Source organism: Echinicola arenosa (genome assembly GCF_014841125.1).
Lineage (GTDB): Bacteria > Bacteroidota > Bacteroidia > Cytophagales > Cyclobacteriaceae > Echinicola > Echinicola arenosa.
In genome coordinates, this window is sequence record NZ_JACYTQ010000004.1 from 388,055 (window position 1) to 408,102 (window position 20,048).

A 20,048-nucleotide genomic window follows, 5' to 3' on the forward strand; every position below is an offset into this window, starting at 1 on the left:
TGAATTACATCCATAATAATCCGGTTAGTGCGGGCATCGTAGAAAAGCCTGAGGATTATTTGTATTCCAGTGCAAGAAGTTATGCAGGCTTAGCAGGTCTTATAGAGGTCGATTATTGGTGAGGTACGTTTAACTATTCAATTAAGATTGGTAGAGGATAGGAGGGTGTAATTGCAAATTTCACCCAGTTAAAGAAACTTTTTAAAAGAAAAATAATGAGTGAATTTCATAAATCCCAATTCAAAATTACTTGTGTTTTACTATCCTTTATTATTCTATCATGCTCTGATAAGAACCATAATGAAGATTATTTTCAGGTGAAAATAGATTTGGATGATTCCAGAGCGGGGAAATTATCTGATTATTTTGAAGCACCAGAATTTATTTTTTTGCACTCCCAAGATACCTTGCCCTTGGTATCACCTTATGATTTTGAGTTTAAAAACGAAAAAATATATGTCCTTGATTACACCCTGAATAATATTTTGATTTTTGATAAAGAGGGGCATTTGCTGGACGCGCTCCTTCCACAAGGAAAAGGTCCCAATGAGTTTTTTCAGCCTGATGGCTTTCAGGTAGTGGGCGACAATATTATTGTCCAAGATACCTATCTCTCCAAGGACTTGACATTTGACAATAATATGAAGGTTGTTCTGGAGAGGAAAAACAATTTTAATACTACTTCCTTTTATTATGGGGAGGATTATATGCTATACTTTTTGGACTATAATCCTGAATTTGGAAGGCATAATTTCCTAAGGAAAGATTTAAGCTCTGGTGAAGAGGAAACCTTTGTGGACATCCCAGGTAATTTGGAGAATTTGACGAAATACAGCAAAAGAAATGATTTTGTAATTGATGAAAGAAACCAAAAGCTTTTATACACTATCCCCCATTCCACCAATTTAGCCGTGTTTGATAAAGAAACTGGTCGTCTGGATTCTCTGGTTTATTTTGATTTTGGAAAGCATAATATGGATGATGAATTTAGAAAACTAGACAGGAAGCAGAAAAATGAGGTGATATATGAAAGAGGTTATGTTGAACGGGTTGATTTGTTCGGGGGTTTTGGGAATACAAATTTGCTTTATGTAAAGCAGGGTGGAGAGGACCATCATCTTATCTTTCTCAACAAACAATTGGAGCTTACAGACCAAACGGTGAACCCAACAAATGACTTCAATAAAATCAAATTGAAGTTTCCATGGACATTAAATGAAAACGCTATTTTCTACCTTAAAAATTCCATCAGGTTCTATAATGAATACCTTGAAGCTTACTCAGGGAAAAAAGTGAAGGTCCAGGAAGGAAATGTGCATGATTTCTTTTCCAAAAATAAAGAAGAATTAAAAAATGAGGGTTGGATTTTGGTAAAGCTCAGGCTTAAATCTTAATAGAGGGAATTGCTGTTTTTGAATTGTCGGAATGATGATTATCGGTGACTTAGGTTTATTGTCAATGGGTAGGGATAGATGGGGTGTAATTGCAAATTACACCCAGTTGGGCCTGAAGACAACCCTGTCATTGTCCAGTTTGCCATAAAAAAGAAGTTGGAGTTAGATTGACATTCAGTTGTGCAGAAGGAGCCCTCTCTGTGATTCCTCCGTGTCTTCAGTGGTTATTAGCGTCTAATATCTAAAATCCATTCTTAGCTCCTTAATATTGACCTATAGTGTGACGATTATAAGGATTTTTAAGCTGCTTATGACCAAAATATTGAAAGGTATGTCCCTTATTGTTCTAGGACATAAGGTGCAGACACCCCTAAGACAAGCCTAAGTCACTGATAAGAGAAACACGGGTTAAACACGGGTTAAACACGGGATAAACACGGCTTAAGGAGGGGTTAAATATGGGTTAAACAAGACCGTTAAAAATGTTACATATTAATATGATTATCCGTTTTTACAGTGTGGGGTGGATCTTTAGTTTACACGGCTAAAAGGAAAAGGCAATTGCAATTTATACCCAGCTGTAGAGTAAGCTTTTATTAAGAATTGGTGAAATGGTAGAATTTGGGATAATTTATTTGCAAAGATCAGCGTTTTTATAGACTATAGTAGTAGGGTTTAAGATTATGTGAAAATGAAATACCTGATGTCTTTTCTTGGCTGTTTGTGCCTGGCAATTGCCTTTTCCAATGCGCAAAGCTTGAAGGTGGCTGAAAAGATCAGTGAAAATCAGATAGCCCCTTTGGCAGACCAAAAACTGCTGGTGATTGATTTTTGGGCTACTTGGTGCGGCCCTTGTATTCCGGCCACCAAGCAAATGGAGATTTACCAGGATTTGTATAAGGAGGAGATCTATTTTATGGCGCTGTCCGATGAATATTTCGGTACCATCAGTACCCACCTGCAAAAGCATCCCATCCAACTGGCGGTATTCCAGGATGCAGAGAATTACACTTTTAACAAATACCAAGTGACCAGTCGCCCTCATGTGGTGGTGTTGAACGCCAAGGGGAAGCTCCTTTGGCAAGGGAAGCCGGGAGATCTTCGGCCTGCAGATTTCGATAGGTTTCTAAAACGAGAAGCCAACGCCAATAGTGAAGATTTAGCTGAATTGATCAATTATCAAGTGGTCAATAAGGAAGTGGTGCCCGATGAAATTGTCAGTACAGTCCAAATAGATTTATGTGAGGGTGCTTGTTATGATCGTATGGAGCTTACGCCTCAGTATATTAATTTTCAGGGCCACCTTTCCCATTTATTGGCTGAGCTCTACCAAGTGTCAGATTTTGAGGTGGTCATGGAATATCCTGATGTCCAAGTCATGTTAAAAGCACCTTATCAAACTTGGAATGAAGCGCCTGATGACATTGTCCGTCAATTGGCTGATCAGTTTGGTTTGGAGATTAAAAAGCAATCGATAAAGATGAAAATCCAAGAACTTGACATCGTGGATCGCTCCAAACTTTGGGATGACCAACAGATCGACTGGGGCAATCCACAGGGGAATTTTTTGGTAGGAAACAGTAGGATGGAAGGAGATAATTTAAGCCTAAAAAGCCTGGCCAGACTTTTGTCTAAAGAGAAAAAGACACTCTACAAATACCAAGGAAAAGATAAGCTCTTACGGGATTGGAACTTTCATTACCTCTATGATGACCTGATGAAAAGTGAGTTGCTGGATCAATTTGGCATTGCCATCCGGCCTACAGTAGCTGATGTAGAAGTGATCCTGGTCAATTAATTTTTTTGCCTATAGAAAGAAAGTAACTAAGTATGGACTGATTATAGCTGGGAAATTATTCCAATAAAACCGATTTTGGTGTCCACAATATATCGCATAAAACTGAAAATTTTCTGATTACGAATATAAAAATCCAACGTATTTATTTATTCAACCAGAAACTAAAGCTAGTTAAAATTCAAAGAGCCCAAACTCTATTTCTGGGCTCTTTAAAAATGAATTTATTTTTTTTTCATGGCAAAATAGATGCTATCATTCCGATGATATTTTTTTAAATTTATCACCACACCCTTCGACACAATTTAAATAATCAGGCACTAAGATCATTAAACTGTTTTCGAATTCTAATTTTTCAACAAAAGTACCTTTGGGAGTTTCTATTCCCGTAGTAAATTCTTCACATCCAAATATTAATGTTAAGGAATTTGCGGAAAGAATATAAGTACCATATCCACATTCAGAATATTTATTTGAAACAAATGTGCCGTCGTTTTTAAATGAATAAGTATATCCATCATTAATAGGACTCCATTTTCCTTGACCAACATCACTAGTATACCTTTCTATCAGCTGCCAAGTACCAATAATAGACACTTCATTATCAATTTGTCCATTACTATTACAACTAGATATGGATAATAAAACACTTAAAAATAAAGTTAACATTTTCATAACTACCAATTTTTTATTCTAAAATAATGTGATGGGACTCAATTGCCCCATTTGATAAAAGCTTCAAAATATATCTTCCTCTCATAAATTTGGACACATCAATACTTTTATTACCGTTGATTTTCCCTTCCAAAACTAGATTAGAATTTGAGTCATAAAGCTGGAAGGTATCTTCACTGGATTTAACTTCACTATCTAAACTTTTTATTTCGGAATTAGTGCCTTCAAATTGTTCTTTAATATATAAAGTTTCTGATGAAGGATTTGGATAAACACTGTACATATAACTTCCTGAAGTTACTTCCATAGTAACAGGAAGGCTCCAGTTACTCCATCCACAGCAATTTAGTATACGAGCTCTTATGTAATAAGTTCCTGGTTGATGGAACACCATTAGCTTATTGGAGTTATTATCTATTACGCAAGGAAAACTTCCGTTCATTATAGTAACCCCCGACACTTGCTGCCATTCAACATCGAGAATATCACATCTATTTCCAGGAGGATATCCCAGTGTAAACTCCACAGGAGTATTCGTTGGGGTTGTATTATAAGGGTAGGTAGTTTCTGTGGAGTTCCAAATTTCAATATTACCTGCATTTAGCTTTCCTATACTTACATTTAATGATAATGTTTCAAAAGGTAATATTGCTTGAATTTCACCTGTACCTGTGGTAGAAGAATTATTAGGCCTAACAGTAATGCTTGAATTTGAGGATGATAGAATTTGAACATTTGATGGTACTTGCCAAGTAACTGAGTTCCCTCCATTTTGTAAAGTATAAGTCGTTCCTCCAGCTGAATAGCATAATGATTCATCTCCGGACAAAATAGGTATTGAACAATTATCTCCTATTGTCTGAGAAAGCAATGAAGAATTGGCAATTGAAAGTAACATTCTTTGACCTTGTCCATTAGTAAAATGATCTGCATCAGGATAATAAGACATGATGTTTGTTAAATCCGGATTAAATCCAAAAGTTGTACCAAAGCCATCATCTGCAGGAGTATCACATACTAGATCACCACAGGAATTGCAATTTGAACCATTAATTGCTTCAGCACATCCTGGAGTTCCAGCCATTGTACCTTGAAAAGTATGGAAAAGATTAAGGCAATGTCCCATTTCATGGGAAGAAACATGTTCCAAAACTTGGTCCCTTCTAATAACCAACCTATTTGATGTTATTGATAAAGCTGTTCCAAAAACACTTCCTTGCGGTGTATTCCATAAAGATTAAACTATATAATAATTTATTGCATCTGATTGATTATTGACTTGGGCTAAAGTTGCCGCTTCGGTTGCATCATCTATGGTTTGAAAATTAGTATTATCAATAAAATCATGTCCATAATTATTAAAATAAATATTGTGCGAATTATAAAATTGGCTTAAATCATCTATGATTCCATCAAGTTCATTCACTGTAATCCCACCACTGCCACTATTATTCCTTACAATATGAAAATATACATTAATGCAAACCCCTCCGTCAGTTGATCCAAAAGCTTCTACAATTGACTGATTTAATGATTCTTGTTGATCCGAACTATGAAAGATTTCTGAATTCAAATCATGTGGTGTTCCACAAACCCCCTGTCCATAAACCGTGACTGAGACACCTAAAAGAAAAAACACTAGTAAAATTTTCCTAATCATCTTTAAATAGTTATTTATTTTGTTTAATAAAAAAGACTATTCAAATAAATCCGTAGTTAAAACAACCTGAATAAGTATTTATTTAAATCTCTCAATAATAACCCAGGCCAATCAATTAAAAAATACCCCATATGAGGTATTTTTTAATTGATTGATCAAAACTTTCATAATTAAACCTGGGTATTTTACTAGTTAATTACATTTTTCTTACACTAAATTTCATTTATCTATTTGTAAGGGTCAAAAAAATATTTATAGAGCTTCTTCAAATTTTTTTGTCTTATAGAACATGGTTCTTACTTTTTTTAAATTTTTAATATTATAAATCTGTGAGAATAAAACTGAGGTATTAAATAATACAAATTTTGAAACTACCTTAAAGACCATAAAACCTCTTTTGAAAATTTAAAAAGGATATACCCTAACCATAAAAAATGATTAGAGGCATATCCTTTACCTAACTGACAGACTATAAAGTAAATATGTGGTTGATTTAATTGGGGCGGAGACTACTGAATAATCCTAAACTCTGTCCTTCTGTTTTCATGGTGCATGGACTCAGGACAATCCACTCCATTAGCACATTTATTGATCAGGCGGGTTTCACCATAGCCTTTGGCCACCAGTCTGTTTCTACTGATCCCTTTGTTGACCAGGTAATTGACCACAGATTGCGCCCGCTGCTGAGAGAGGGACATGTTATAGTCATCACTTCCCCTGGAGTCGGTATGGGACATGATTTCTATCCTCAGGGCTGGGCTATCCTCCATCAAGGCCAGTAAGTGTTCATCTATGATATCTTCAGATTCAGGGGTAAGCCTGGCACTGTTGAGCTCATAAAGGATAGGCAGTAAGTTGATATTGCCTACCAGCTCGCAGTCTACTTCTTCCCAAACGGTCATGCCGCCTTTGTTGACCAAGACGGTTTTGGTGATGGTTTTGGTCACAGCAGGGACGACCTCTTTTTCTGTTCTGGCAGGCTGGTCAACCACTTGTCGGGTGATGGTGGCATATTCTGCCGGGATCTCTATTTCTTCCATTCTGGCAGGAGTTCTGACCACTTGTTTTTTATAAGTAGCATTTTCTTCAGGAATAGGAATGGGGGCAGTGCTGGCATCGGCCACCAAGGTTTGGGTGGGGACTGTTTCACTTTTAGAAGGATATTCTACATAGCAGGCGACCATACAGTCTTCCTTGTCGACTGATGGACAATCTTCCAGGATGCGATATTCCCATCTACCCACCATGGGATAGGTTTCTACTTCCTCCAAATCATCACCAAAAGAAGCAGGGATTACCTTAAGGTTTTGGGCCTCTTCCTTGGAAATGTAGGGAACCTCGATGGTCTCATAAACCGCAGGAACATACCTAAGTTCCTTGGAAGCTTCTTTGATGATCACCCGGTCTTCCACCGTCTTGTAGGTGGCGGGATAAGTGACCAGCACGGAGTACTCCGGCTCAACGATCACGGTAACCGTCTCATCCTGGAATTCATCAGGCGTGATACATTTTACATAGCATTTTCCAGGTGATGGACTTTCAGTAGGGGCTTCTTCTACAGGGGGCTGACTTTGGGCGGTTGCATAGCTAATGACCCCCACTAAGACAATAGTGGTTAATGTAAAAATTTTCATTTTTTGTGTATGGTTGGTTTGGACTATACTAAAATAATCATAATAAATCTGTTTTAAATATTAAAAATAGCTTTAGGTGATATCTGAAATGATTTAGATTATGGAAGCGTTATTTTTGATGATAAAAAAAGTTTTGAAGGTTTAGTATTAAAAGTTTAATAATGAAATGGTCAGGGTTGTATTGGGAGTTGCTTGCTTAAGGTGTTGATTATGAAGGATAAAATCATCTGGGGAAATGGGCGGTGGATTATGGAATGGTTGTCAGTGATAGCTAAGACTAAGCTTATTTAAGAAAGCTTAACTTTTTTGATTTTTAAGTGTGTCCGGAATTAGGCTATTTGAATCATTGATAATTCTTTGAACTAATTGCTTTTTTATGATCCAATGGAGATATGTTTTGTTTTTTGGATTGACGTTAGCTTCTTGCCAAAAGTCAAAACGAGCTACTTTTAGTAGAAAAGTGGAAATCACCCATGTTAAAATTCCTATTACCCACATGCAGTTGAATGCTTATCCTATTAGTCATGCTTTTGAGGAGCAGGGAACTCCAAAGTTGGTAGGATACAATAAGCCTGCTCATGCTTTGGATTTCTTTGACCTGGAGGCCGAAAAAGCGGGAGAAGTGGTTCCTCTGGAAAAGCAAGGTCCCAATGGGATCGGTGACATCAAGTCCATCTATTATCATAATCAGGATTCAATATTTCTATACGAGCAAGGGAAACTACAAATCGTCAATCTTCAGGGCAGATTGACCCAGTCTGTGGATCTGTTCGAACTGGTGGATGTGAAACAATATGGCATGCCTGTTTGCAATTTGTTCTTTAAGCTGAATTATCAAGCAGAAAACCATGCGTTACTTTTTACGTTGATCAACCGGAAAAATCCTATTGAGGGGAGCTTGGTAGTTGCACTGGACATCAAGAACAGGCAAGTAGCTTACCTACCTATTTCCCATACGCAGGTATTTAAAGACAGGAAAGGACAGGTGGGCTATATGCGAAACATAGGTTTTTATGGCTATTGGCAGGGTAAAATTCTTTATAACTTCCAATATGCTTCTTCCCTTTTTCTATATGACCCTAATGGCCCTGAGCCCCTAATCCAATCAAGTGGTGTGGAAACAGCGGAAGGGGAAACTGTAGCGATGTTGGAAGATAAAGCGCCAGGCGAGGCCTACGACCAGCATATGCTTCAAAGCACCTGGTATTTTACGGCGATTCCCGACCCATGGCGCAACTTGGTCTATAGGTTGGAATGGGGCGCACCTAACCCGAAGTATGCGCATCCCAACAATATGGAAAAGTCTATGACTTTTTCGGTCTATGATGAGCAGCTGCAATACCTTTACAGCTATCCCTTACCGGATCACACCTATGAGCTCAACAATTGGTTTGTCAATAAAAATGGCCTTTACCTCAATGCATCCCATCCCAAGAACACAGCTTACAGTGAAGACTTTTTGGAGTTTGATGTGTTGAAGTTTGAATAGCAAGTTAGGTTCCTTTGGTTATAGAGTGATCCAGCTATGTTTAGGTTATTAGGCTTCTTGGTTTTGGTGAAAAATCAAAGAAAACAAGCCGTTAACAGATTATGTCTGTATCAAAAGCAATTATTTTTTCAAAACAAGGAGTAATTTACCTTGGTCTGGGATTTTTTAAGTAATTGGCTACCCGTGTTTGATCCAGTATATGGAATATTGAGATGTGATTTTGTATTGCCTTTTTTAATGTAGAAAGTGCCGTTACTGTTTGATTGAGGCAAAAGGGATCATGTTATTACCAATAACTTTAATTTGCTGATTTTAAAAATGAAAAGAGATATCACAGTTTTTGATTTAGATATAAGCTTCTTTTCCATCGCAAGTATGTTCAATTGATCTAATGACCAGCCAAGAAAATCAACTATCAGAAAATAACTTAAACTATGAGAACAGCTAATTTTTATTTGGTCATACTAATGACATTTTTTATTTCTTGCAGCAATCCTGTTAAAGAATCCAAGTCGGATATCTACAACTTCAGTTTTGATAAGTACAATAGTTATTTGTCCACTGAAGGGAATTGGCAGTTTGGTGGTTGCTATATGGGTATGTTGAATCATGATACCATCAATGTAAAAGAAGGCTATGCTTCCGGAAAAATCGAGGTGCAGAGCCCCCAGCACTTCAAAGAAATGCCCTATTACGTTTTTCAAAAGGTCCCTTTGCCAGGTGAATTCAATAAAATCAATATTTCTTTTTGGATGAAGACCGATCTTTTGGCAGAATCCAATTTCACAGTAGTGGTCCAGGATCAAGATGAAACCACTGTAAATCATCAAAAACTACCCCTATCAAGGAGTAAGGATTGGAAACTGGTCAATACCCAGTTGTCTGTAAGGGGGGGGAAGGCTATTTTCTTAAAGTTTGATGTTAAGCCTGAAGGAGTCCTGTGGCTGGATGATATGGAGATCACTGTTGAAGGAAAGGGGTACTATGAGTATTTGGATGAAATGATTGGCCTCCAATCTGAACAAGAAACAGTAAAAAGTGAGAGTATAAAGGAGTTTCCTTCAGAGATAGGAAACATCATAGAGGATATTGGTGATAGCAGAATCATTGGGCTTGGTGAAAGTAGCCATGGAGTAGAGGAAATGCAGGAGGCCAAAAATGAAATGGTAAAGGCCTTGATTGAACAAGGCAATTGCAATCTAGTGATGTTTGAATTACCGGATCTTTTTATGCTAAAGATGAATGACTATGTTTTGGGAAAGACTACGGAAGGTTTTCCTCAAAAAACACCTCAGGTAGGCTTCTTTGGATTAACGGTTAAAAACAAAGAACTGTTTGATTGGATAAGGGAGTACAACCTTAAAAATAAAACTAAGGTATCTGTAGCAGGGATGGATTTTTCTTTGAAATGGCGTGAATTAGTAGAGAAGAAAATAAAAGAATACAAAGAAGGAAGCTGTTATAAAGGACTATGGCACCATTCAAGCAAGTTGTACCCTGATAGCCTTTACAACTATATCAAAAATAACCAAAAGAAACTGGAAGCAGAAGCTGGCAAATCAAATTACAGGCAACTACTGGAATATTCACAAGGCTACAATCAGGCTTTAAATGTTTTATCTGTTCAATTATATCCACAAATTAGGGATTCAATTATGGCAAACAATGTGATCAACTTAGTTGAAAAAAATCTTAAAAAAGGAGAAAAAGGTGTAGTATATGGGCACCTATCACATATCAACAGGCTAAGAACAAGTAATTCTGATTTTGTCTCTTTGGGCAACCGACTGGCAAAACATTTTGGAGACCAATATTTTGCCATTGGAATATTGGTTGGAGAGGGAGAAGTTCAGGGAATGCCCGGACATGTTAGTGGAGATAATAAAACAAATATTCAAGAGCTGTCCTCTCCTCATCCTTTAAGTATAGAAAAATACTGTATGGATCAGTCCATCTCCCCATTTTACTCCAACATTAATGATATTCCTTCACTTGGAGATCAAATGCTTATGTATCGGTTTGTTGGAGGGCAGCCTAGGGAGAATCAATTTTTTCCGGGCAATATTTTCCAAAGACTAGATGGAATTATTTGGTTACCAAAAGGGTCACCCTTAAAGCTTCTACCCTACTTTAATGAATTTATGTAATAAGTAGAAGTAGCTTAATGGGACAACTTAGCTTTAATTTAGTTAATCATTTGATGAAATGATACTGGAGTTTAGGCTTGATCTTTTTAACGATATTCATGGCATGACTCCAAGTCATGCCATGAATTGCAATCCTAATATCTTTCCCCCTTGGTGTAAATTGAATATACATCATTCATTTTGTTGAATTTGTAATACCAGCATCGACCATTGCTTTTCTGTTCTTTTTAGATAAAATACCCTACGTGGGGTATTTTTTGTTTACAAAATATTTCATTGTTTTAAAGATTGACGTTTTAATGAATGGGATAAATGGTTTTCTACTGCTCTAAATAAGTGGTCAGGGTTGAGTTTTTAATAGACATGTGTCAATCAATATAGAAAATTGGAAATAAGGTTTCCTTGTGAAAGCTTCAAGATTAGAATAAGAGAATTATTATTAGAAATGAAAGGATATATTTTATTAGTTCTTATTGGGATAATAGCGCTTGGTAGTTGTACTAAGAATAAGCATGAAGCTGGTTTGGTCCAATCCCCAGATCACCTTGACTTGACTATTACTTCCCAATTGGATAATATGGCCAATGGTTTTAGCGATATTTTTAATGAGGGGACTTTTATACCAATTGATTTAGGGGAATCGCTTTACCTCGCTTCATTGGATGAACTGGAGCTGGATGATGACAAATGGATTATTTTGGATCGAAAGAGCTCACAGCTGCTGGTTTGTAATAATTCTGGAAGGTTGATAAAGAAAATTGGAGAATTGGGGTCCGGTCCAGGGGAATTTCAGGGGCTGAATGATTTTTTTATAGATAAAGGAGAAAAAGAGCTGATTGCATTTTCCAATTCAGACATGTCCTTCTATTGTTTTTCGTTAGAAAACGGGGATTTTATAAAGAGGGTAAAGTTAGGCATGTATGGGGATAAAATAGAGCAAGTAGATAAAGATTCCTATTTACTTTACTTAAACCACAATCTAAGTGATAAAAGTGGAGAGTTCAATCTGGTTTTGATTGATAAAAAAGGTCAGATTAGAGATAAGTTCTTTCCAATTGATCCTCAAAAATCCAATATGGTAATTCCATTCTCAGGATTTCTTACCAAGTCAAATGGTGAACTGCTTTTTTCATCTCCATTTAGCAATGAGGTCTTTCAATTTGATGGGGAGTCAAGGAGTTTTCAGAAAAGTATCAGCATGAATATTAACAGTGATTATATGGAAGAAAACAAAGCGGATTTTCAAAAAATAGTAAATGCCAATGTGTTGGTACATGATAAATCAGTAAGATTTCTTGGTGAAACATTCATGAAAAATAATGACTTCATTTTATTTAATTATCAATATAAATCCCAGAGAAGATTTGGATTGTATAGTGTCAAGGAAGAATCACTTAAGTCTTTTAGTAAATCTTTAAATGACCCTCTCTTCAAATTACTTGAAAAGCCTTTATACTTGGATGAAGAGAACTTTGTCTACTTTGGAATTTCTTCAGACCAAATTGCTTACCTAAGAACGAAAAGTCCTGATTTATATCAATTACTCAATTCGGAAACGCGACAAATGTTTGAAGAAAATAGGGAGCAGATCAGCCATTATGTTTTAAAAACTAAAATAAAGGATCGTTAATTCATGGCATGTCTTCAAATCAAAGCCAGCATGCTCAAGTCTAGCGTTTAATACCTGATATCTCTCCTAGTTTCTTTTCTATTACTTAATAATTTAGTTAATTAAGGATTCGAAAATTTTAAATTAAATACATGAACTTAAAGCCACTTTTTTTTCTACCATTACTGGCAGTATCGGTCTTCTTTTCCTGCGAAACCAAAGGGGACAAAGCAGAGGAGATTCCCATAGAATCCATGCGCAAGGAGGTAGCGGGAACCAAGGTCACCGTAGCCAAAGCAGAAAAGCGTTCTTTTGATTACCTGATCAATGCCTCGGGCAAGGTGGAGGCCGCCCAGCAGGTGACTGTAATCATCCAAAGACAGGGCTACCTCAAGGAGCTTGATGTCAAGGAAGGCCAGTCCGTGCAGGCAGGCACCCTTATCGCCCAGCTCGACAATACCAACAATATCTTCCAAAAAGAAAAGGCCTGGGTCCAGTTAAAAAATGCCCAGGCTTCTTACAACAGTGAAAAGCTGGGCTATGCCACCATCTTTGAAGGAGAAAATACCGATCAGATTACCATGTTGGAGGAACAGCTCAAGGCCAGCAGTGGCTTATTGTCCGCAGAGATCGAACTCAAAGAGGTAGAAATGGAACTGGCCAAAGCGGCCATCAAGGCCCCGATATCCGGTAAGGTGGCTGACCTGAAGATCAAGCCCGGCAGCTTGGTCAATGCCGGGGATGAACTTTGTGAAATTCTCAGCACCAACCTTCTGGAGCTCCATGTCAAGGTACTGGAATCCGATATTCCCTTTATTGCTTTGGGACAAATAGCTGAAGTCTATCCGGTTTCCGGAGGCACAGGCAGCTTAAGCGGAAAGGTCAGCAGCATCAACCCTAAAGTGGATGAAAATGGTCTGGTAGAAGTGGGGATACAGCTTTCGGGCGCATCCAAGCTCCTTCCCGGGATGAATGCCCGTGCCGTCATCCGGGCCCCGCAGACCAACAGTGTCGTAGTGCCCAAACAGGCACTGGTATACCGTTCTGGCAGACCGGTGGTCTTTACCCTCAGTGGCACGGAATCCAAATGGAACTATGTGGAGGTCGGCAAGGACAATGGTCGCGAAATCGAAATCCTGGATGGGGTAAAGGATGGGGAAACGGTTATTACCAGTAATAACCTCCAGCTTGGCCACCAAGCCCAGGTTCAGGTAGTAGAAGAAAATAAATAGCCCATGGTCAGATTTTTATTGGCTAGGCCCATCGCAGTGACCATGGTCTTTCTGGCCCTGATGGTCTTTAGCCTGATAGCATTCACCAAACTTCCGATATCCCTGCTGCCACCTATAGACGTGCCCCAGATTGTGGTCAAGGTCAGCTATCCCAATGCTTCCCCGGAGGCCATCGAGCAAAATGTACTGCGGCCGGTGCGGGAGGGACTGCTTACCCTCAATGGCCTGGAGGACATGGAAAGCAAGGCGGGCAGCGAAGTGGGCACAATCCGCCTGCAGTTTGCCTTTGGCACTTCCATGGAGCTGGCCTACATCGAAGTAAACGAGAAGATCGATCGCCTGACCAATAGCCTGCCGGAAGAGTTGGACCGTCCTCAGGTCATCCGCATCAACACCAATGACATTCCCATGGTCCGCATTCAGGTGACGCCCAAAGAAGGCATCGACCATGCGGAAGTGACCAAGTTGGCAGAAAATGTCCTCAAGAAAAGGATCGAACAGCTGCAGGGCATTTCTCTAGTGGACATCAACGGCAAGCAAGAAAGGGTCATCACCGTAACGCCCAATAAGGCCGTCCTGGCAGGACTGGGCATGACTGAGCAAAATGTCATCAATGCCATACAGTCCGGCAACCGCGAGCTGCCTGGCATCAGCGTAAAGGATGGGCAGTACCGTTACTTTTTAAGGCTGGCCAGCAGGGTAGATAGCCCTACTGACATTGAGGGTCTTCCGGTCAGTGCAGCGAATGGCCATACAGTGCCACTGGGAAAAGTGGCCCAAGTGCAGTATGAAATGGGCGAAACCATGGGCTACCACCTCTATGGTCAGCAGGAAGGCTTGGTGGTCACGGTTCATAAGCAGGCTGCGGCGAAGATGAATGAACTGATGGAAAAGGTCAGGGCGTCCGTGGAGCTGTTTAAAAAAGACTACCCACAAGTGGACTTTGCCATGACCCAAGACCAATCTACCCTGCTCAATGCCGGGATCAGCAACCTGCAGACCAGTTTGCTTTTTGGTGGGATTTTTGCCTTTGGGGTGCTCTTTGTCTTTATGGGCAATTACCGCATGCCCATTATCATTGGACTGAGCTTGCCCACTTCCTTGGTGATCAGCTTTCTGGTCTTTTATGCCTTTGGCATCTCCATCAATGTGATTTCACTCAGTGGCTTGGCACTGGGCCTGGGCATGTTGATCGACAATGCGATCATTGTACTGGACAATATTACCCGCAAGCGGCAGGAGGGGCTTCCCATATTTGAGGCTTGTGTGACCGGGGTCAATGAGGTGATGTCAGCCCTGATTTCCTCGGTATTGACAACCTTGGCGGTATTTGTGCCCTTGGTCTTCCTAAGTGGGATTTCAGGAGCCTTGTTTTTTGATCAGGCTGTATCTGTGGCAGCCATTCTCTTTGTATCCTTACTGGTGGCCTTTGTGCTTTTACCTTTGCTTTACAAACTATTTTTTGCCAAACAGGAATGGAATTCAAAGCAGGAAGACAGTCGCTTTTTCAAGGCCATTCTCAAACTATACAAAGGAGCTTACCAAAAACTCATGACCCACAGAAAGCTCAGCTTGGCCTTGCTTTTTGCTTTGGTTCCGCTCTTCCTGCTGGTTGGCCTGGCACTGCCCACAGCAGGTTTGCCGCCCATCGATAAAAAAGATGCCGTACTGGAAGTGGATTGGAACGAGCCCATTGGGGTGGAGCAAAACCGGGACCGGATCAAAAACATCATGGCCAGCTTGGAGGGCCAATATGAGCAAGCAGAAGCGGATATAGGGGTAAGGCAGTTTTTGCTTTTTGATGGGGAAAATGCGGTGCAGCAGGCTACCGTTTATATGGACTTTGAGGACAGGGAAAGCAAGGAAAGCCAGATGGAGCAATTGGAAGGTCTCCTGACCGAGAATTACCCCATGGCAAGCATGGAGATCAAGGATGCCCCCAATGCCTTTGATCAGCTGTTCAATGCCAATATCCCCTATTATGAGTTGCGCTGGAAAATGCTGGAAAGCAAACAGCCCGTGGAGGCCAGCACCATGGGCACTTGGTTGGAGAAGCTGCCTTTGCAGGATTGGAAAAAAGGACCGGGCCTGCAAGAGGAATCAGCGGTGATTTTCCGTATTGACCTGGAGAAGCTGGCCCTGTATGAAGTGGAGATCGGTGCGCTGACGGGGGCTGTGGAGAAGCTCTTTGGCCATTACCCCATCGATGAGATCAAGCACTTCAATGAGGTCACCCCAATCAAGCTTCAGGGCAATAAAAATGATTTTGGGCAAATCCTCAATAACAATTACTTGCAAGGCAAAGAGGGACAGCGATATGCCTTGTCCAATTTTATCCAGGTAAACTATGAGAACCACTACAAATATGTGACGGCAGACAAAATAGATGTGTACCAATCCTTGGAGTTGACAGGGGAAAACCCAGCGGAGCATGAGCTGGCCTTAAAGCAATGGGGCAAGGACAGAAGTCTGAGTGTTTCCTTTTTTGGGCAGTACTTTAAGGATCAGGAAAATGTCAAGCAGCTGATGGGGATCCTGGGCGTTTCGGTACTCCTACTCTATTTTATTTTGGCCGCCCAGTTTGAAAGTTTTGTGCAGCCCATGATCGTGATATTTACCTTGCCCTTGGGAATTGGTGGGGCATTATTGGTGCTTTGGCTGACAGGAACTTCCCTGAATGTGATGTCAGCCATTGGCTTGGTGGTGATGTTGGGGATAATGGTCAATGACGCCATCCTAAAGATCGATACCATCAACCGCTTAAAGGTAAAATACAAGGAACAGGAAAAGGAATGGTCGCAGGCAAAAGTATTGGACAGGGCCCTGTATGAGGCAGGAGAAATCAGGTTGAAACCCATCCTGATGACCTCCATTACCACGATCTTGGCCCTCTTGCCGGTGATCTTCAGTGCTGGCTTAGGAGCCGACCTGCAAAGGCCACTGGTGTACAGCGTTATCGGCGGCCTGACCATCGGTACCCTGACGGCATTGTACTTTGTCCCTTTGGCGTATTGGGCGGTAGTGAGGAAGTAGGTGGAGTAATGCGTATTAGGGAAAACCAGTTGTGTTGTGTTGTGTTGTACCAAGTCTCTGACTTGGTACTGGTGACCTAGAGTCTCCGACTCAAATAAAAGTAGAAGTGGAGTAAGAGACTCCAAGTTATTTGATCCCGCGACAGAGTCGACGGGATAACGGCAACTTAAAAGAAATAAAAGCTAAGATAAATAAATACTTATATCAAATTTCATTTCTAAAATCCAGCATCTAAAATATTGAATTCATTCAGAATAGTCATATCGTTTTTTGTCCTGGCCATAATTGGTTTTGCCTTGGTGCCCAAGCTGACAGTGGAGCTCAACCCTCGTGAGCAGCAGCCGGTATTGACCGTTTCTTTTTCCGTGCGGCAATCCGCTCCCGAATTGGTGGAGAAACTGGGGACAGCGCCTTTGGAGGGACTTTTTAGCCAACTAGCAGATCTCAAGAAGATTGAGTCGGTATCCAATTATAACAATGGCCGGATTACCCTGCGCTTCGACAAGCATACGGACATGGAGTTCAAGAAATTTGAAGTGGCCTCGCTGATCAGGCAGGTTTACCCTTCTTTGGACCGGAAGGTCAGCTATCCTTTGATCTACCAGTCTGCCCAGCGCAATGATGAGCCTCCTATTCTCCAGTACAGTATCAATGCTCCTTTTGCTGCTTTTGAAATCAAAAAGGTCACGGAAGATGTACTGAAGTCCGTGATCAACCGGTTTGATGAAGTGGAGGAAATCCAGGTTTACGGAGCCAATGACCTGCAGTTGTATGTGACCTACGACATCCAGAAAATGCAGGCTTATGGGGTCAACCGGGGCATGTTGACTGGCATGCTGCGCAGTGCCTTTGGAACCAGTTATCCGGGGATGGCGCTGAACCATCAGGGAGAAGCCTTATTTATCCAAGTGGACCGGTCATTGACTGATGTGCAGCAACTGGAAAACCTGCGCATTACTACCAGGGGAGGCAAGGAAGTGTACCTGCGTGACCTGGCCAAGCTGACCCTGGAGGAGGCAGAGCCGAACCGCTATTACCGTATCAATGGCAATAACTCGGTGACCATGAGTATTACCAGCCGCGCCGGGGTCAACAAGGTAGTGTTGGCACAAAAGCTTAAACAGGCGATGGAAGAAGCTTCGGAATTGTTGCCTGCTGATTATGATGTGCGATTGGAGCAGGATGATACCGAATACCTGTCCAAAGAGCTCCATAAGATCTATCAACGCTCTGGGCTCTCCATTTTGATTTTGGTGGTCTTTATCTTTTTGATCAACCGCAATTGGCGTTACTTGACAGTATTGTTTTTGGGGATCTTGGTCAACCTTAGTGTCACGGGCATTATCCTTTATGCTTTGGGGACCCATTTGCACCTCTATTCCATTGCGGGATTGACCATTTCTTTTGGCTTGATCGTGGACAATGCCATCATCATGATCGACCACCTGCACAAGCACAAAAACAGAAAAGTCTTTTTGGCTTTGTTGGCGGCTTCCTTGACGACCATTGCCGCTTTGCTAATGGTGTTTTTATTGCCGGAAGAGGACCAGAAGAACCTGACGGACTTTGCGGTGGTGGTGGCCGTGATGCTGGCAGTGTCGCTGCTGGTAGCTCTCCTGTTTACCCCGGCCATGTACCAAATGCTGTTTGGGGACAAAGTGGGTCAGGGAAGAAAAATTACTTTTATCAAGCTGAGGAGACGGGTACGGTGGTTTGGAAGGTACCAAAGGGTCATTGGCTTTGCTGCCCACTATCGAAAGACTTTTATTATCCTCTTGGTCCTGCTTTTTGGCCTGCCCATATTTTACCTGCCGGCCAAATGGGAAGGGCAGGAATGGTACAACAAGACCATTGGCAGCACGGTTTACCAAGAGGATATCAGGCCTTATGTGGACAAGGCCTTGGGAGGTTCCTTGCGCATGTTTGTTCGTGGGGTGTTCGAAAAGTCAGGTTATCGGGAAGCTGCCCAGACAAGGTTATATGTCAATGTGCGCCTGCCCTTTGGCAATACCTTGGACCAAATGGATTTTATTGTCCGTGAATTTGAAGAGTTCCTAATAGGAGTGGAAGGGGTGGACAAGTTTGTCAGCAATGTTTCTTCTGGACAACAAGCCTCTATCACCATTACCTTTAAAGAGGCCTACGAAAACTCAGCAGTGCCTTATCAACTCAAGGGAAGGTTGTCCGTCAAAGCCACGGACTGGAGCGGGGCAAATTGGGGTATTTATGGGGTCGGGCAAGGCTTTAGTGCAGGACCGGGAGGGGAAGGCATTCCCTCTTTTACGGTGATGATGAAAGGCTATAACTTTGACGAACTGGAAAGACAGTCAGAAGTCCTGGCAGAAAAGCTGCTCAAACATAAAAGGATTCAAGAAGTCAATACCAATGAACGCTTGTCCTATGGCGAAAAAAGCTCCGAGGAATTGGTGCTGCGCTTTGATCAGCAAAAATTGGCCCTCCAAGGCACCAGCCAATATGAAGTGATCGGGGCATTGCAGGATGTATCCAAACCTAGCGGCCCCGCCCTGTATTTGAACCTGGATGAGGTAAATTACGGGGTGATGGTTCGGGAAAGAGCGGCTGAGGATTTTTCCCGCTATGATTTGGAAGAGACTACTTTGATTGGCAGTGAAGAGCGAATGTTTAAGGTGTCCAGCTTTGGATCCTTGGACAAGGAAACCACCACCAATTCCCTCTACAAGGAGGATCGGCAGTATATCCGACGCGTTGCCTTTGAGTATATGGGCTCCAGAAAATTCGGAAATGAATACCTGGAGGAAGTCCTGGAAGAGATGAAAACGAGTATGCCCATTGGTTACTCGGCAGAAACTTCCTCCTATGGATGGGGCTATGGCAAGACCAAAAGGCAATATACTTTGCTGCTGGTGCTGATTTTAGCCATTTTCTTTATTTGTGCGGTGTTGTTTGAAAACTTGAAGCAGCCTTTCTACATCATTGCCGTGATCCCTATTGCCTTTATCGGCCTGTTCCTGATCTTTTCGGTTTTTGACTTTTACTTTGACCAAGGGGGCTATGCCGCCTTTGTGATGCTGGGAGGATTGGTCGTTAATGCCGCCATCTTCATTGTCAATGACCTCAACAGCCGGGAAGCTTTTGGGGTGTACAACCGTAATGTGCTGAAGGCCGTAGCCGGAAAAGCCATTCCCATTTTGCTGACGGTGCTGTCTACCTGTTTTGGGCTGATTCCTTTTATCATGGAAGGTCAAAACGAGATCTTTTGGTTTTCACTGGCCATCGGCACCATCGGTGGCTTGGTTTTCAGCATGGTCGGGGTGTTTTTGGCTTTGCCCGTGTTTTTATGGAGAAAAGGGAGTGGGAAGTATCAAATATCAAGTACAAAGTAGGAAGTACAAATTGAA

Annotated in this window: 12 protein-coding genes; 8 read left to right on the top strand and 4 right to left on the bottom strand. The window is 41.2% G+C overall.

Going from position 1 to position 20,048, the window contains the following annotated elements; translation table 11 throughout:
- Positions 1-215 precede the first annotated feature (215 nt).
- Both IFO69_RS13765 and IFO69_RS13770 read left to right on the top strand, forming a co-directional pair.
- Complete coding sequence (locus IFO69_RS13765) at positions 216-1,394, top strand: 6-bladed beta-propeller (protein WP_192010701.1); 1,179 nt, start codon at positions 216-218, stop codon at positions 1,392-1,394.
- 691 nt (positions 1,395-2,085) lie between these two features.
- Positions 2,086-3,192, top strand: a complete 1,107-nt coding sequence (locus IFO69_RS13770) for a redoxin family protein (RefSeq protein WP_192010702.1) — start codon at positions 2,086-2,088, stop codon at positions 3,190-3,192.
- 252 nt (positions 3,193-3,444) lie between these two features.
- Here IFO69_RS13770 and IFO69_RS13775 read toward each other — a convergent pair whose 3' ends face one another.
- From IFO69_RS13775 to IFO69_RS13790, 4 genes are all read right to left on the bottom strand, one after another.
- Complete coding sequence (locus IFO69_RS13775; protein WP_192010703.1) at positions 3,445-3,864, bottom strand: lipocalin-like domain-containing protein; 420 nt, start codon at positions 3,862-3,864, stop codon at positions 3,445-3,447.
- Between the two features lie 13 nt (positions 3,865-3,877).
- Positions 3,878-5,038, bottom strand: a complete 1,161-nt coding sequence (locus IFO69_RS13780; RefSeq protein WP_317173463.1) for a zinc-dependent metalloprotease — start codon at positions 5,036-5,038, stop codon at positions 3,878-3,880.
- A 63-nt stretch (positions 5,039-5,101) separates the two neighbouring features.
- A complete protein-coding gene (locus IFO69_RS13785) occupies positions 5,102-5,524 on the bottom strand; it encodes a hypothetical protein (RefSeq protein WP_192010705.1) in 423 nt (140 codons plus the stop codon).
- 509 nt (positions 5,525-6,033) lie between these two features.
- Positions 6,034-7,158: an OmpA family protein gene (locus IFO69_RS13790; RefSeq protein ID WP_192010706.1), complete on the bottom strand. Its 1,125-nt coding sequence runs from the start codon at positions 7,156-7,158 to the stop codon at positions 6,034-6,036.
- A 376-nt stretch (positions 7,159-7,534) separates the two neighbouring features.
- Between IFO69_RS13790 and IFO69_RS13795 the strand changes: the two genes are divergently transcribed.
- The 6 genes from IFO69_RS13795 to IFO69_RS13820 all read left to right on the top strand — a co-directional run bounded on the left by IFO69_RS13795 (position 7,535) and on the right by IFO69_RS13820 (position 20,033).
- On the top strand, positions 7,535-8,647 hold the full coding sequence (locus IFO69_RS13795; RefSeq protein ID WP_192010707.1) for a DUF4221 family protein: 1,113 nt from the start codon (positions 7,535-7,537) through the stop codon (positions 8,645-8,647).
- A gap of 434 nt (positions 8,648-9,081) precedes the next feature.
- Entirely contained in the window at positions 9,082-10,794 is a 1,713-nt protein-coding gene (locus IFO69_RS13800; protein ID WP_192010708.1) for an erythromycin esterase family protein, read from the top strand.
- A gap of 445 nt (positions 10,795-11,239) precedes the next feature.
- The gene (locus IFO69_RS13805; protein WP_192010709.1) at positions 11,240-12,424 is read left to right on the top strand and encodes a 6-bladed beta-propeller; all 1,185 of its coding nucleotides are present in this window, start codon (positions 11,240-11,242) and stop codon (positions 12,422-12,424) included.
- A gap of 131 nt (positions 12,425-12,555) precedes the next feature.
- Positions 12,556-13,635: an efflux RND transporter periplasmic adaptor subunit gene (locus IFO69_RS13810; RefSeq protein ID WP_192010710.1), complete on the top strand. Its 1,080-nt coding sequence runs from the start codon at positions 12,556-12,558 to the stop codon at positions 13,633-13,635.
- A gap of 3 nt (positions 13,636-13,638) precedes the next feature.
- Entirely contained in the window at positions 13,639-16,668 is a 3,030-nt protein-coding gene (locus IFO69_RS13815) for an efflux RND transporter permease subunit (protein ID WP_192010711.1), read from the top strand.
- Positions 16,669-16,907: 239 nt separating this feature from the next.
- Entirely contained in the window at positions 16,908-20,033 is a 3,126-nt protein-coding gene (locus IFO69_RS13820) for an efflux RND transporter permease subunit (protein ID WP_192010712.1), read from the top strand.
- The last annotated feature ends 15 nt before the right edge of the window (positions 20,034-20,048 follow it).